The organism is Paenibacillus sp. CFBP 13594 (genome assembly GCF_014842675.1).
Taxonomy (GTDB): Bacteria; Bacillota; Bacilli; order Paenibacillales; family Paenibacillaceae; genus Paenibacillus; species Paenibacillus amylolyticus_B.
Map to the genome: position 1 here is coordinate 1 of NZ_JACYVQ010000013.1, position 14,891 is coordinate 14,891.

Annotated in this window: 10 protein-coding genes; 2 read left to right on the forward strand and 8 right to left on the reverse strand. The window is 47.5% G+C overall.

The features are described 5' to 3' along the window. Window positions 1-670: 670 nt before the first annotated feature. The 7 genes from IFU39_RS28310 to IFU39_RS28340 form a co-directional block, all read right to left on the reverse strand. Window positions 671-1,216 (reverse strand): GNAT family N-acetyltransferase, encoded by a 546-nt coding sequence (locus tag IFU39_RS28310; RefSeq protein ID WP_192136124.1) that lies wholly within the window; start codon window positions 1,214-1,216, stop codon window positions 671-673. 51 nt (window positions 1,217-1,267) lie between these two features. Next, window positions 1,268-2,872: a response regulator gene (locus tag IFU39_RS28315; RefSeq protein WP_192136126.1), complete on the reverse strand. Its 1,605-nt coding sequence runs from the start codon at window positions 2,870-2,872 to the stop codon at window positions 1,268-1,270. Continuing rightward, window positions 2,869-4,737 (reverse strand): cache domain-containing sensor histidine kinase, encoded by a 1,869-nt coding sequence (locus IFU39_RS28320; protein WP_192136128.1) that lies wholly within the window; start codon window positions 4,735-4,737, stop codon window positions 2,869-2,871. Before IFU39_RS28320 ends, IFU39_RS28315 begins: the two co-directional genes overlap by 4 nt. A 28-nt stretch (window positions 4,738-4,765) precedes the next feature. Further along, window positions 4,766-5,614, reverse strand: a complete 849-nt coding sequence (locus IFU39_RS28325) for a carbohydrate ABC transporter permease (protein WP_192136130.1) — start codon at window positions 5,612-5,614, stop codon at window positions 4,766-4,768. Then, a complete protein-coding gene (locus IFU39_RS28330; RefSeq protein WP_036616398.1) occupies window positions 5,611-6,561 on the reverse strand; it encodes a carbohydrate ABC transporter permease in 951 nt (316 codons plus the stop codon). Before IFU39_RS28330 ends, IFU39_RS28325 begins: the two co-directional genes overlap by 4 nt. 47 nt (window positions 6,562-6,608) lie before the next feature. Further along, window positions 6,609-7,949, reverse strand: coding sequence for an ABC transporter substrate-binding protein (locus IFU39_RS28335; protein ID WP_192136132.1), 1,341 nt, complete (start codon window positions 7,947-7,949; stop codon window positions 6,609-6,611). A gap of 264 nt (window positions 7,950-8,213) precedes the next feature. After that, window positions 8,214-10,460: a glycoside hydrolase family 88/105 protein gene (locus tag IFU39_RS28340; protein ID WP_192136235.1), complete on the reverse strand. Its 2,247-nt coding sequence runs from the start codon at window positions 10,458-10,460 to the stop codon at window positions 8,214-8,216. A gap of 550 nt (window positions 10,461-11,010) precedes the next feature. Between IFU39_RS28340 and IFU39_RS28345 the strand changes: the two genes are divergently transcribed. Beyond that, window positions 11,011-11,838 (forward strand): methyl-accepting chemotaxis protein, encoded by an 828-nt coding sequence (locus tag IFU39_RS28345; protein ID WP_192136134.1) that lies wholly within the window; start codon window positions 11,011-11,013, stop codon window positions 11,836-11,838. A gap of 172 nt (window positions 11,839-12,010) precedes the next feature. Here IFU39_RS28345 and IFU39_RS28350 read toward each other — a convergent pair whose 3' ends face one another. Further along, the gene (locus IFU39_RS28350) at window positions 12,011-12,829 is read right to left on the reverse strand and encodes an endonuclease/exonuclease/phosphatase family protein (protein WP_192136136.1); all 819 of its coding nucleotides are present in this window, start codon (window positions 12,827-12,829) and stop codon (window positions 12,011-12,013) included. Window positions 12,830-13,112: 283 nt separating this feature from the next. Here IFU39_RS28350 and IFU39_RS28355 point away from each other — a divergent pair, with 283 nt between their 5' ends. Then, a complete protein-coding gene (locus IFU39_RS28355; RefSeq protein ID WP_192136138.1) occupies window positions 13,113-14,888 on the forward strand; it encodes an SWIM zinc finger family protein in 1,776 nt (591 codons plus the stop codon). Window positions 14,889-14,891: the final 3 nt, after the last annotated feature.

The following is a 14,891-nucleotide window of genomic DNA, read 5'->3' on the forward strand; positions in this document are numbered from 1 at the left end:
GCCAGCGTTCGTCCTGAGCCAGGATCAAACTCTCCAATAAAGTATTGAAAAGAGCGATAAGCTCATTTTGAATCTGACGAGATTAAAAATCTCACTTGTGCTCCAGTCGATTCAAGCCAAGGCTTGTCTCAAACTTTCGCATTCATTCTGCAAGCAGAATGTTTACTCACTCGTTGTTCAGTTTTCAAAGATCAAACTTGTTTTTTCTACCGAGTGTCGTTCCCCTCAGCAACTTTTATATCATAACACTTCCGTACCAACTTAGCAAGCTCTTTTTTTAAGTTTCTTTTCGAAGCTTATTTGTTTCGCCTACTGCACTTTGTTTCTCGTTTTTTTTGGCCGGAAATAGAATATATCATATACACAATACAATTACTACTTGTAAAATATCCCATCAGCAAACGAATGGTTTAACTTGATTCCATCTTTTCTTAAGCTCTTTTTCTGATGGCAATATCTTCTTACTATATCCTATATATACTCACCGGTCTAATCTATCTCAATATAGGTTGTGAACAGGCCCATTCAACATCAATAAAATCGTTCTATAAAATAAGAAACATCATACCTCTACTCAATAACGTTGCTATCTGTTATGTGGATTTCGAATCTAATAATTGAACTCCATAGGCTGTGGACTAGATAGATTGTGTTTTTACTTTTTTTACTATTAGTCTTTGAACCTCCCCATCACTATCGTGTCGTGATACTGTCCTTCCATGTGTCGCCGATCCTTTTTCAAAATACCTTCGATCTCGAAGCCACTCTTTTGGTATAACTCGATTGCCTTTTCATTGGATGCCAGTACATTCAGCGTCATCTTCTCTACACCAGTCTGGTCTGCCCATTCAATCGAATGCACTAACAAGTTCTTGCCAATCCCATATCCCCAATACGCTCTGGCTACACACAAGCCGAACTCAACCTTATGCCAAAAGCGCTTCAACTCTCTGCCTTCACATCGGGAATACCCCACAATTTCACCCGCTACTACAGCAACAAGGAACAGATTCCGTGACTTCTCAGTGTCCAAATGGATGATCCGCCTGAACCCGGCTGCATCGATATACGCCTCGCCCTCTTCACGATCCATGTTCTCGGTTTCCCCATCGATTTGTACACGAAGTGAAGACAAGGCCACAGCATCCTTTTCCTCTGCCGATCTAATGGAGTAAGATAAGCCTTTAATGTAATATTCCTGCTGATCGATCATCATAAGAACCGTACCTCCTCTTCTGCTTTGTATAATTACTATACCTGTATCGCTCTACCCCACCTCAGACGGACTCTTGCCCGTAAGCATTTTGAACACTTGGCTGAAATACGTCGCATTACGGAACCCCGTCATCTCGCTCACCTCATATACCATGTAATGTCCCGACTGCAACAGTTCCAACGCCCTCTGAATCCGGTACCCGTTCAAATAACTCACGAAATTCTCACCGGTCACCCTTTTGAAAAGTTGACTCAGATACTTCGGATGTACGAACAGCCCCTTGGCTATCGCTTCAAAACTAATCTCTTCGGCGTAATGAAGCTCTACATACTGTTTCACCTGCTCTATCAGTTTATTGCTTTTCTTCTCACCCATCTCTTTGCGTATCTGTTCCAGCCAGTCGCAGATAATACGATCCATCCAGTTTACCAGATCATGCAACGCATATTTCGATTGAATTTCACGCAGAAAATCACTCATCGCCAGAGGCGGCGTTAACATGGGATGAAGTCGGTTCCAGCTATGAATCAACGTGTCAAACAAACTGACGGCTACAACCTGTACATCCTGTATCCCAACACATTTCCCCTCTTTCAGCAAAAGGTAAATATGATGCCATACCTCTTCCGCCAGGTCAGGTCGAATATCCGCCCAAGCCTCATTCCATTGACGAAGCAATAATGAATAATCGGTCACACTTGGTTCTGTTTCCTTCGATGTTTCATAGTGGTAGATACGACTTCCACCTTGAAACTCTGCTGTTTCCACCGCTTCCCTACTCTCGAGATAGGAATCTATCACCTCACATGGGTGACTCTTGGGTCTTCCGATTCCAGCACTCACTTCTATTTTCAGATACGTAAAGATCTGATCGATCATCCTCTCCACGAGTGGCAGGCATTCTTCCAGATGATCTTTATCTCCTAATAGAAGCAACACAAATACCTGATCCGAATAATCAACAATCTCTACCTGACCATTCATGCGCGCTGCTTGCTCCTTCACCGTTTCCTGAATAATATCGGCCGCCCCATATCGGAGAAGCTGCCAATCCCGTTCTTTCATTCGTGTCAAAAATACGGGGCGATTCAGTTGCAGACTAATGGCGCGTGTCTGTGAGGACATATGAATGCCTATATAGTCCATGCGTTCTTTGGGCAGCTCGTCTGCCCGATATCGCGTAGTCAGCAGTTCGTGAAGAAATTGTTTGCGCAAATACGGAAGTACCCGTCCGACCTCCTGCTTGTATGTCTGCTCCAGCCGCTCATGCCGCTCTCTCACATCTTGTTCCAGTAGCACCTCCCGCAGCACAGATTCAATCTCCTCAACCTCTGCCGGCTTCAGCAAAAAGTGATTCACACCCCAACGCATGGCTGCCCGGGCGTTCTCGAATTCGTCATATCCACTAAGAATGATGATCGGCAAGTGGGGATGATCACGGCGCAACGTCTGTGTGATCTCAAGCCCGGTCATCCCCGGCAGGTAGACGTCAGTCATAACGACATCTGGATGCATGCGGTGAAACAGCTCCAGCGCATCCAAGCCATTGGAAGCAGTGCCTGCAATGCTGAGGCCTAGAGAAGGCCAATCGATATGATCTGTTAATGCCTTTACAATATGAGGATCGTCATCAACAAGCATAATGGTCTTCATCATTTTTCACCGTCCAGCCATAGATTTAGTTGCTCGTCGGTCTCAATACGCGGCAGCGTAATGGTCACTTCCACGCCACCTGACGCTCTATCGCTCAGTTGAACACCATATCTCTTCCCACAATAAAGCTGAATGCGCTGATGTACATTCCGTACGCCGATGCCACACGTCTCTTCGAGTTTCCACCCCTCCGGCAAACCCCGCCCATTATCCGTGATACGAATGACGATATCCTCATGCGGGCCAACCTCTTCGTGCATATACACCTGAATTCGAAGTGTGCCTTCTTCAGGGTGCCCGTGCATAACGGCATTTTCGATGAAGGGCTGCAAAATGATTTTGGGAATGTAACAACCGCGAATATGCGGATCGATCTGCTCCTGATATTGAATGGAGAACGGTAGCCGCTCTGACTGGATGTTAACGTAGCAACGGGCATGTTCCAACTCATCACGAACCCGTATAAACAATCTCCCTCCACTCAGTCCGATCCGTAACAGCTTACTGAGTTGTACAATCATGCGACTGATATCCTTGGCTTCGTAATCAAGTGCGCGCCAGTGGATCATGTCGAGGGTATTGTATAAAAAATGGGGTTTGATCTGGGCCTCAAGCAAGCCCGTCTGGGCTTCACGCTTGGCCCGGCTCTCATCCTTCACCTGTTCCATCAGCGTCGTGAGCTGTGAAGCCATATGATTAAAGCCATAAGCCAAGTGGGCATATTCCTCCGTAAATGAGAGTTGGACCCGGGTATCGAAGTCCCCTTTCTCCAGTTGTCTCATTCGCTTGATCAATTGTCGTAAAGGCCGGATGATCTGCCTTACAAACAGGTACGCCAGCACAGCCGAGCATAATAGTCCAAGTACGGCGATGCCAAGGATCTGCCAGCCCGCTTGTCTGAGCGGAGATAACAGTGTATATACCGGAATAGTCTGTACAAGGCGCCACTGAAGCATGGCTGGCCTGGAGTACAGCACCAATTGAGCACCTCCGGGTTGGCCGGAAACCACTTCGTATCCGTCTGCACCAGGTTGGACATGTTCCTGAATCCATGCACTATCTATAATAGAAGAAGATGAATTTACAGCTCCACCCGGTTCCTGTACTGTACTCGCTTCATTTCTTCTATCCGCTCGTTCCTTCTCCCCTGCTGGATCAACTCTCCCCATCTGCATTACGACATTACCAGCGGTATCTACCAACAGGACTTTTCCATCAAGCACCATGGGTACATCGGCAAACCTGCGTACGATGTCCGCTCTGCTCAGTCGAATGAGCACATAGGCAACCGTCCCTCCACGACTGTCGAAAATCCGTTGGGCGTATCCGACCAGGGATTGGCCTGATTCGTTCTCACGCAGCGGAACCCAAGCCGCATCAGCCTTTTCCAGCGTAGCAAACCAAGAGTCATGTGCGATGGTGTCCACCGGAAATATGCGATCAGCCATAGTCACTGTCACTTCATTAAAGGCATCCGTATACAGTTCAATGGAAGTGATGCCTTCACTCACGACCATGGTATGTTCCAGAATTCGAGAGACCTCTCTCCGCTGGTGAATCTGTGCAAGCCTGCCCGTATCAGCCGTTTCGAGCAGACTGGACAGTTCCCGATTGCTTGCCAAGGCATAAGCGGTTCCAGTTACCCCTGTGATAAAATCAAATCCCCGACGTGTGCTTTCGTTCAGAAGAGCCAGACGTGCTTTGCTAATCTCGGCAAATGTGACCGTGGAGAAAGACTGATATGCCAGCCAGACCACAACCGAGACGAGCAGGAGGTTAAACGCAATAAAGCAAGTCACCATCAACGTGGAGAGCTTGCTTTGTTGCAGCTTTTGATTAATGAATGAAGACCATCTTCCTTTCCCCATGGAAAAATCAACTCGTTTCGTCTTGGAATTACCCTTTGAGCCCAGAGGTCGCGATTCCTTCCACGAAGTACTTTTGACACACGATAAATACGATAAAACATGGCACCAGTGACAACACCGACATGGCAAACATCGGACCCCAATCGGATTGAGAGCTGGAATCAAGGAACAAACGCAGACCCAGCGGCACGGTGTATTTGCTCACGTCACTCAGGTAGATCAACTGACTGAAGAAGTCGTCCCATGTCCACAAGAACGTAAAGATCATCGTGGTAACCAGCGCTGGGAAAGCAAGTGGAATGATGATTTTGGTGTATATTTTCACAGGACCGCATCCATCGATGGTGGCCGCCTCATCCAACTCTTTGGGCAATCCCCGGAAGAACTGTACCATGAGGAAAATGAAGAAGGCGTCAGTCGCCAACCATTTTGGCACGACAAGCGGCAGATACGTATTCACCCACTCCAGGTGGTTGAAAAGGATATACTGCGGGATCAGCGTCACATGATGGGGCAGCATGATTGTCATAAGCATCAGGCCGAAACAGATAGCTTTGAAACGAAAATTCAGCCGAGCGAACGCATACGCCGCCATAGAGCAGGAAATCACATTGCCCAGCACAGCTCCAAGCGACAGGATGACAGAGTTGGTCAGGAAGCGGGAGAATGGATTGCCCTGAATACCCGACCAGCCATTCATGTAATTTTGCCAATTCCATTCCTGTGGCCAGAACCAGGTCTCTGTAAAGATCATATGTCCCGGTTTGAATGAGCTGCCCAGCATCCAGAGGATCGGGTAGAGCATGATAAAGGCGATGCCTGAGATCAACACATGTTTGCCGACGACCCATGCTGTAGAGTTCCGTTGTCCAATCATGATTTCCCACCATCCTCATAGTGCACCCACAGCTTGCTGCTGCGGAATACGAGCAATGTAAATACGCCAATCAGGATGACCAGCACCCAGGCCATCGCGGAAGCGTAGCCCATCTGAAAGAATGAAAATCCTTTTTTGTACAGATACAGAGAGTACATTAAGGTTGAATTCACTGGCCCTCCGCTACCGTTACTGATAACAAAAGCCTGCGTGAACGATTGAAACGACGTAATCAGCTGCATCACGAGATTGAAGAAGATGACAGGTGACAGAATCGGCAACGTTATATAGAAGAATCTCCGTAAAGGACCTGCACCATCTACCGCTGAGGCTTCATCATACTCGGGTGGAATCTGCTTCAGGCCAGCCAGAAAAATAATCATCGACGATCCGAACTGCCATACGGATAACAGGACGATGGAGTACAGGGCATACTTCGGATTCGCAACCCAATCGGGAGCTTTAATGCCTACCATGGCAAGCACACTATTGAGTAGCCCGTCCCCACCCAGCATTTTACGCCACAACATTGCAATCGCCACGCTACCTCCAAGCAATGTCGGGATGTAATACACCGTACGGTAAATACCGAGTCCTCGAATCCCTTTGTTCAGCAACATCGCTACAAGCAGCGCGAAAATCAATTTGACCGGTACGGATACAGCGACATACGTGAAGGTGACTTTGAGCGACTGGGTGAACAGTTTATCCGATGTAAACATCGTGGTGTAGTTGTCCAGACCGACCCAGGAAGGGGCGGCCAGGATACTGTAATCGGTGAACGAAATGTATAACGATACCAACATTGGACCTAGGGTAAGGAATAACAATCCGACAAGCCATGGGGCGAGAAACAGAAGTGCGGCTCCATTATGCGCATATCTCCGTTTTACCCGCCGGGTAGTTACACGCTCGATTCGGGCTTGACTGACCTGTGATGTCGTCATCTTCGCAACCTCCCCGCAGAATTAGAAGTGTGAGACAGTTTCAATCATTATTGACTCGATCCAAGCGTAGCCTTGGCTCCTTCAATAAACTGGGCAATCACATCCGGAGTACTGCCTTGACCGAAGGCGATCTGCTCGCTTGCGCTCTTGAAACTTGTGTCCACTTCAGCAAATCCTTGCGGGTATGGCGGGTCAATCTCGCTGGAGTTCTTCGACACAGTATCGATAAATTTGAAAATGGTTTGCTCCGCTTCCGGCAGCGTAGGTTGCATCTGTTCACGAATGCTGGAATTGACTGGCACCCCACGTTCAGAACCAAGAATAGCGGTTGCTTCTGGATCATTGACCATGAAATCGATGAACATGGCAACTTCCTTTGGATGTTTGGTTTTGCCATAACCGGAGAGGAACTGGCCTGGTTTCAGATATTCACCGATTTGCTTTTCACCTACACCATGCGGAAGCACTTGGATGCCAAGCTTATGATCCTGGTTTTTGTTCACCTGCTGGAATGTCAGCAATTGATTAGACCATGCAAAATCCATCGCAGCTGTACCCAGCGAGATCGGGCGTGTCTCCAGCGCATTGGTTGTAGATGCCGTTATCTCCGCTGTGGTCACTCCACCATTCTCGCGTAGTGCGCTCCACATATCGAACCACTGCTGAAGCTCCTCGCTGGTAGCTGTCATTGTGCCACCGTCGAACAATCCTTTTCCGGATTGCCGGATAAACACTTCAAACATGTTCGTTGTACCGGAAATGTCTGCTGATCCATAGAACCCCTCACCTTTGGCTGCGGCGATCTTGGTCGCAATATCCCCAAAATCCTTCCATGTCCAGCTCTCTTGTGGTTCTTCGATTCCTAATTCCTGGAATACGGTGGCATCATAGATGACACCCGGTGCGTTAACTCCGAGGGTAATCGCATATAATTTATCGTCAATTGATCCGGCTGTAATCATGCTCTGATCATGGTCCTCTGTCCGCAGCTCTTTGCTCTCTGCAAACGTGGTCAGGTCAAGCAAGGCCCCACGCCGGGCAAAGTCAGTCAGAAAGGCGTAATCCATCTGGATGATATCAGGTGCATTCGAACCGGCTACCTGTGTAGTCAACTTGTCAAAGTAACCGTCCCAACCGGAATATTCAGGTTTAATGGTGATTCCCGGATGTTTCTCTTCAAATAGTTGGATGACTTTGATCGTCAGATCATGTCTAGTCTGTGATCCCCACCAGGTCATGCGCAATTCAATCTTGCCTGATGAATCTCCTTCATTTCCACTTGCTTCTCCAGAAGAAGATGGTGTATCGGTGGCCCCTCCAGAACAGGCTGTAGCGAACAATAACAGGGACAGGCAGAACAGGGTTACCCACTTTTTTGTAATCATCATAAATGAATTTCCTCCCCTTCTTGCATTTATGGAATCGCTTACAAAACCTATTGTATCGGTCCATTGCTGCGCATGACATAAACAAAAGTAAGCTTTCCTGTCAAAAAAGTAAGGAGTTACAGGAATCAAAAACCACCAGGAATGATATTCCCGGCGGTTCCGTTCCCGTATCGTTATGATTACGGGTATACATGCATGATACGTGAGAAGAAGATAGCGGGTTGATATGGAACGAAAGTATGAACATCAGACCTCAGTGGTCTGTCAGGAATGTGAGACGGCAGGTGAAGACACCCTGTGTTCAGCCAGATGTTTCTTCATTTTTGCCACTTCGGTTCCTGCCAGCATCATAATGCCTATTCCGTGATTGTCATTGGTGACGGTACGCAAGTCCTGATCATAATACTCTGCCGTAAACGCATATCTCGAACCGCTGCACACGCCATGCACATTCCCTTGACGATCAATGGCTTTGCAGATGAGTCCTTTCCAAGCCCGCTCGGCAGCTGTGACATAAACTTCAGGGTCTTTGAACCAGCCAAAACGCACACCTCTCGCAAAACCATAGGCAAACATCGCCGTGCAGGAGGCTTCTTCATACGTCTGTGGAACATTCAACACCTGATGCCATAAGCCGTTTTCCCCTTGAAGTGCTACGTACCCTTCACACAGTTCATTGAAGAAATCTATTAAGGCTGGGCGCTCAGGATGCTCTGCTGGCAAAGCTTCCAATACCTCCGTCAAGGAAAACAGTGTCCAGCCATTTCCCCGTCCCCATGGAATCTGCGTTGCCTGTCCGTATTTGAAATCATACACATGGGACATGATCTTGAACTCAGGCATAAACAGATACTTCCGATACAGTGAAAATTGTCTAGCGGCTTCATCCAATGCGGTTGAGTTGCCTGTCACCCGTGCATAACGAACGAGAAACGGCGTGCTCATATAAAGATCATCTGCCCACATGGTATTCTCGGCATACTCCCCTACACATGTGCGATAAAATGCCCCATCCTCCTGTCGTTCCAAACGGGAAAGCATGAAATCCGCAATCCGTTCAGCAATCGGAAGAAACGTTGGTTCATGACACTCTGAATACGCTTCCAGCATGGCTGAACCAAAAGAACCGCAGTTATCCAGCATTTTCAGCATGACCAATTGTTGATTAACTGCCGGGAAACCATACTGCTCCCGATCCCACAAAGAGTACTCATACATCTGGGTACATGCCTGCACATGCTCAGCCGCATAACGTGTAATGTCTGGTCTCTGCAAATAACGCCCAGTCCGTAATAGACCATATACAGTGACACCCAATGGATAGTCCCAGCGACCATAATTAGTCACACTGCCCACTGTCCATTTGTTGCTTAACATGGCATTTTCATAATAGGGTCTGATCCAGGCATCCGGTCGATCCAAGCGCCAATATGTCTGTCCTTGCCCCGTTAGATACACTCGGTCCGTTCGGGTCAGATCCTGCAATTCCGGTTCAACCCCCGATTCAAAAGGGCCGACATATAACCAAGACTCTCCATTAGCACCGTGCACACGCTGAGGAAGTTCCAGTGAGATCGGCTTGCCCGACACGGTTGCGTTCAAATTAAAATGCCACGGTCCCGCCGCCGTATCATTGCATTCACTTCGGACAATCAGGTTACTCCGTCCAAAGGAGACTGGTATATCCGCTTCGAACGAACCCGGCTCCTTCACTTGCGCCACAGGCTTGCCGCCAATCCAAATACTCAGAGAACCCGAAGATTGTCCTGACAATCGCACCGGACTCCCGGTTGAATCATTATTGTTCAGATGGGTCCAGGCATAAGCATGCTTTCCAGGAAGATTTCCGTATATTCGTTCGAAAGCTGGCTTGGTTTTATCTTCATCAGACCAGCCTGTCTCAGGCAGCCAGTTCAAGCTGTAGTCTGATTCTTTTCCAAGCAGGTCCGGTTGTTTACTCGTGGCTGGGTTCGGTTGGGAGAACACCCACCCCGCTTGCCCCTGTCTCTCCTGAAATGGAGCAAATACATTCAAAATGCGCACTTTTCCTTCATCTGACCCAAATTGGCAGCCAAATCCGGCAGGGGTGTTTTTCATTTCCAGCCAAATGGTGTTCCAACCAGGCTTGATATCGATGCTGAGCTTAACCGTTGCGTCTGGACTAATCTCATCCATTACGGTAGAGCGATAGACCAACTGCTCATTGAAATAGAAACGAACAGGCCCATAACAGCTGACCAGTACATCCAGGTTTCGGTCCTCGTCCCCCCAAACTAGTGCAGCTGCGTAGGATATATGGTCTTTAGGTGCATCAGGAAAGCGTTTACCTAAATTCAGATCATAAAGCCCTTTTTCATTTTGCAAAATACCAGACTTCTGGAATACCCGATATACAAAATCAGCCTGCGCATTGGCTCCAATATACCTCTCGGCCAGTACCTTCAACACCTGATCCTGATCTTCTCCAAATCGGTAATACATGCTCTGTGGTTCACTGAAATAGGTCGTCATCGATGGCACACATCCTTCTCCCGTTGAAATAAAGTCTTATATCATTGCATTCATACCCTCCACACTGGAGCACCTAACCGATAAAGTATAGCGCTTAACCTAGGTGGGTAATCCCCTTACCGGGAAATAGGTATGTCCCTTGGTTATCTTCTGAATAGCCGAATAATAATCCCAGTATAACTGACATGTTCTGTGGTGGCTACAGATTTTTGATTACGCTTACAAAAAATCAGAAAATTCGGTTTTCCCTTCGCCAATTACACCTTCATTGGACATTAATTCAAAAAAACGGAAAAAGTTACCGATATAGAGACTATATAAGTTGAACTAATCATTTACACAGAAACGTAGAGGACAGAAAAAACCTGAAAAAGCGAAGCGTTCGCCTTTATCACCGGATTTTTCCCTTGAGAAAAGGGAATCAAAAAATCTGGGGATAACAGCGATTGGAAGGTTATTCTGTCATCGGAGTGTACGTGTGAATATATCTTTAGTTCAACTTATATAGATTGAGAATTCCACTTTTTGTATCGGGAAGGAAAGATGCACATTGAATACTCTTGAATCTCTGGTAAATGCTATGCCTTTTGTTAGCCAAATGTTCCGTGACGACATATCCATATCCATTAATGATCATGAGAAAGTATTGTATTTTTCCGAGGCAAAAAGTCTGGAGATTGGCGTGAAGGTTGGGGATGAGCTGCATGATGATTATAAACATTTCAAAATGCTGACTAACAGAGATTCCCGTACCGTGGCACGTATGCCTGGTGATCTGCAGGGTAGACCTTTTGATGCCATTCTAATCCCTATTAAAGAGAACGATCAGGTTGTGGGTATATTGGGTGTAAACTACGCGTTGGATAGTCATATGACACTGGAAAATCTGATTCGTGAAAATGAAACAACCATCAATGCTCTCGTTGGTGGCATTCAGCAGATTGCTGCACATTCCGAAGAACTCTCCGCAACCTCGGAAGAGATTCTTCGCAACTCCAAAAAAGCTTCAGAGAACTCGGTCAGTGTAAGTAAAGTAACAAACGTCATTCGTGAAGTATCGGAACAAACCAACCTGCTTGGACTCAACGCCATGATAGAGGCAGCTCGTGTGGGCGATCAGGGAGCCGGCTTCGGTGTAGTTGCCAGTGAAGTACGCAAGCTGTCCGATCATACGAAACAAGCAGCGGCTGATATCGAAACATCCCTCGGTAGTGTACAAGATTCCATGAAGCATATGGAACAAGAGATCGGTCAGATTACAACCGCAACAGTGGATCAGGCCAAGCTTGTTACCGAGTTCATGGAAAGTATCGAACAGCTTAGTAAGACAAGCGCGAATCTGAAAAAGTTTGTACATCAGATGCTGGCGCTCGAGTAACAGTCCAGTTCCACAGCAGAAAGAATGAATGAATGATATGAAATGTACATAGACACAGAAAATGATTTAGAATGTGAAAAGCCTCCGGCAACTTCCCTTAACAGGAAGTCAGCGGAGGCTTTGTTTCGTATTTGCGGTGATATCACCTTTATAGTTTATGGTCACACGGCTGTTATATCTCTACAGCGACACCAAAATGGTCGGACACGACCGGCCCGTTTTTACCGTTCAAGACCACAGTAGAAGATTTAGCCTGAATCGGACGATTGGAGAAAATATAGTCGATCCGAAGATCGCGTTTGTTATCTGCCCAGCCGGCAATGGCCTTCACCACGGTTGCTCCTTCATCCTTTTGCAATGCTGAGGTGTGCAGGTCATTCCAGCCTTTGCTCATCATATAATCATAGCCTTCACCACGCACTTCCGCGACATTATTGAAATCACCCATTATATATAACGGCTGGTCCATGTAGGGGGCAAGCTTGCTCTCCGTCAACTCCCACTGTCCCTTGAAAGGTTCCTGCGCATCATCCCACCAGTTATAATGTCCGTTCACAAACCAGGTTGCTTCACCTTGGACGACCGTCTGAATTCCCACAATCTTGCGTGTACGATAGTTGTTATAATCCCGCATGTGAGACACGTATTCCCCAAAAGCCTCCTTAATCGGCGTCCGGCTAAGGATCGCCAGTCCTTCGTCGTACTTTTGGAACCCAACATGAGCGGGAATCCACGTCCAGTAATACTGCTCTGTCAGCTGCTGAAGCAGGACGTAGGCATAGTTGTCTTTTTTAATCACAGCGTCGGATTCAGTTGCATAATACATCTTCAGTTCTTCTTCAGAAAGCGCTGCTTCCTGCATGGATTGGTTGACCTCCTGCATGGAGATCACATCGAATTGATGTGTATTAATAAAATCAGCCAGTTGACTGATCTTGTTCAGTTGATCCTCTTCCGCCCAGGCGTGTGTGTTTAACGTAAGTATTTTCATATGCTCTCTCCTGTTGTGTGTAATATGGCCATTTCCCCGGCCTGCATCGTTCCTGATAGGAATACATACCATAAGCATACACAATATGGTGCATTCTTGCATGTCGCCCGCCAGCAGAACCGACGTGTTCATCCTGATTCCAGTTGGTCTAAAATAACTTCAAATTCTTCATAACCCATGCACGGATTGGCTCATAACTGATATGATGGATACAACAAATTTACAACATCACGTCATAGACGTGGTGATTACTGAACCTATGTTTACCCCAGGAGATGGAATGATGAACATACCGAATAACATGAGGATGGATGATGCGCAGTGGCAACAGTTGATCAGGCAGGTTGCGGAGCATTTTAATAACCTGACGATCATGCGCGGATTCCAATATTATAAACAGAAACGTGTCGGACCATTAACCTATTCCGAACAACAAGGGATCTCGGCCGTTGTACAAGGATCGGAAGAGTACGAGGTCACACTAAGCATGCAGTCCCTGACTACAAGTCATTGTACCTGCCCGGTGAGTTCCGTATGCAAACATATGACGGCTGTATTAATGAGTTATGCCGAGCAACTGGAGCGACCTGTGCATGCGATTGTGAATGCGCACTCCAGTACTGCGCTCAAACAAACGACCAAACCCGTCGGTGCCATGTCCGCAGGACTATCCAGCTATACAGATGCCGATGAACAGCAGGATACGGACATTCCGGACAACCAATACAGCCAGATCAAGGAACGTGCAACAGAGCTTGCTGATCTCGAAATCTCGGAATGGCACGTGCTATTCCACTCCTGTCTGAGACGGCTGGGTACTGGCACAGCAAGCACGTCCTACGTACAGGAAGCAACGGACGAGCTATATGCCATTAAGCCAAGACTGAACGCTGCAATGGACCAACTTTTTGAACTACATGTACAGCTGCACCTCATCCGATTCTGCGTGCCGCCAGCCCGTAACTCCATCACGCATACCCCCGTGTACTTGAGTTACCCTGCCCAGCTCGCGGTGGATGCACTTCTGAAAGACATTGAGCGGATCTTTAACCATCCACTAGACCTCTCGGGTCTAAAGGGAAACAAGCTTGAACAACTTTGGAGCAGACTGGCCGAAACCTCAGCTTATTTACGCAAACAGATGATGCCTGAGACAGCCAGCATGATGTTCTTCACCCCGATCTATCGACAACTTTGGTTGAACTGGATTGTACCTGAGCTTCAAGGGTCGCGGGACATGTTAGTGTCGGAACAGGCCATCTTAGATGATATAGAACGCAATATAACCGCCGCTTCGTCACCTTCCCAGTCAGGTGGGAGTGTCTTGGGTAGCGCTCAAAATAATGGAAGTAGTAGTGATAGACCAGGCAAAGCCGTAACACTGCCTTTACCACTCATACTCGCGCAGAGCTGGATGCACTTCCATCTGGGGCAAGATGATCAGGCATGGCAGCGACTCATCCATGGAAGCTCGGCCTACGGCTTCCCCCCAGAACAACTGTTGCATTTTCTCCATGTACTCGCAGATTCGGCTGAATGGAAGCGACTTGGGGATTGGTTGGTACAACTTGGCCCCCTTCTGGCGAATCGGCGTAATACACCTTTGAATGATTACATGCATCTATGGGATACGGCCATTCAACATCTGCCCGATGCAGAGAACCGTATGTGGGACACGCTTGTCAGTATGCTTCCCCACTCCCGCCCCGCCTACGAGGATGCTATGCATTCGCGTGGACAGTGGCGCAGATGGATTGATTTTCAGCTGAGTACGGGAACGGAACCTCTCGAATTCCGCGTAGCGATGCTGCAACCAATCGAAAAAGATGCACCTGAGCTGCTGCTTCCCTTCTATCATCAGGCAGTGGAGCGTTATATCGGACACAAAAACAGGGACGGATACAAAGCAGCGGTGAAGCTGTTGAAACGTCTGTCCAAAATCTATAAAAAAATGAAGCAAGAAGCGCACTGGGAGCAATTCATCACCACACTCGCCGTTCGTAACAGTCGGCTGCGCGCCCTGCAGGAAGAGCTTCGGAAAGGTAAACTGATCTCATGAGCT

Coding starts and splice junctions, on each gene's coding strand:
- IFU39_RS28340 (WP_192136235.1), bottom strand. CDS start 10,460: ATGACGACCTATTTCAGTGAACCACAGAGCATGTATTACCGATTTGGA.
- IFU39_RS28325 (WP_192136130.1), bottom strand. CDS start 5,614: ATGATTGGACAACGGAACTCTACAGCATGGGTCGTCGGCAAACATGTG.
- IFU39_RS28320 (WP_192136128.1), bottom strand. CDS start 4,737: ATGGGGAAAGGAAGATGGTCTTCATTCATTAATCAAAAGCTGCAACAA.
- IFU39_RS28350 (WP_192136136.1), bottom strand. CDS start 12,829: ATGAAAATACTTACGTTAAACACACACGCCTGGGCGGAAGAGGATCAA.
- IFU39_RS28335 (WP_192136132.1), bottom strand. CDS start 7,949: ATGATGATTACAAAAAAGTGGGTAACCCTGTTCTGCCTGTCCCTGTTA.
- IFU39_RS28315 (WP_192136126.1), bottom strand. CDS start 2,872: ATGATGAAGACCATTATGCTTGTTGATGACGATCCTCATATTGTAAAG.
- IFU39_RS28355 (WP_192136138.1), top strand. CDS start 13,113: ATGAACATACCGAATAACATGAGGATGGATGATGCGCAGTGGCAACAG.
- IFU39_RS28310 (WP_192136124.1), bottom strand. CDS start 1,216: ATGATGATCGATCAGCAGGAATATTACATTAAAGGCTTATCTTACTCC.
- IFU39_RS28330 (WP_036616398.1), bottom strand. CDS start 6,561: ATGACGACATCACAGGTCAGTCAAGCCCGAATCGAGCGTGTAACTACC.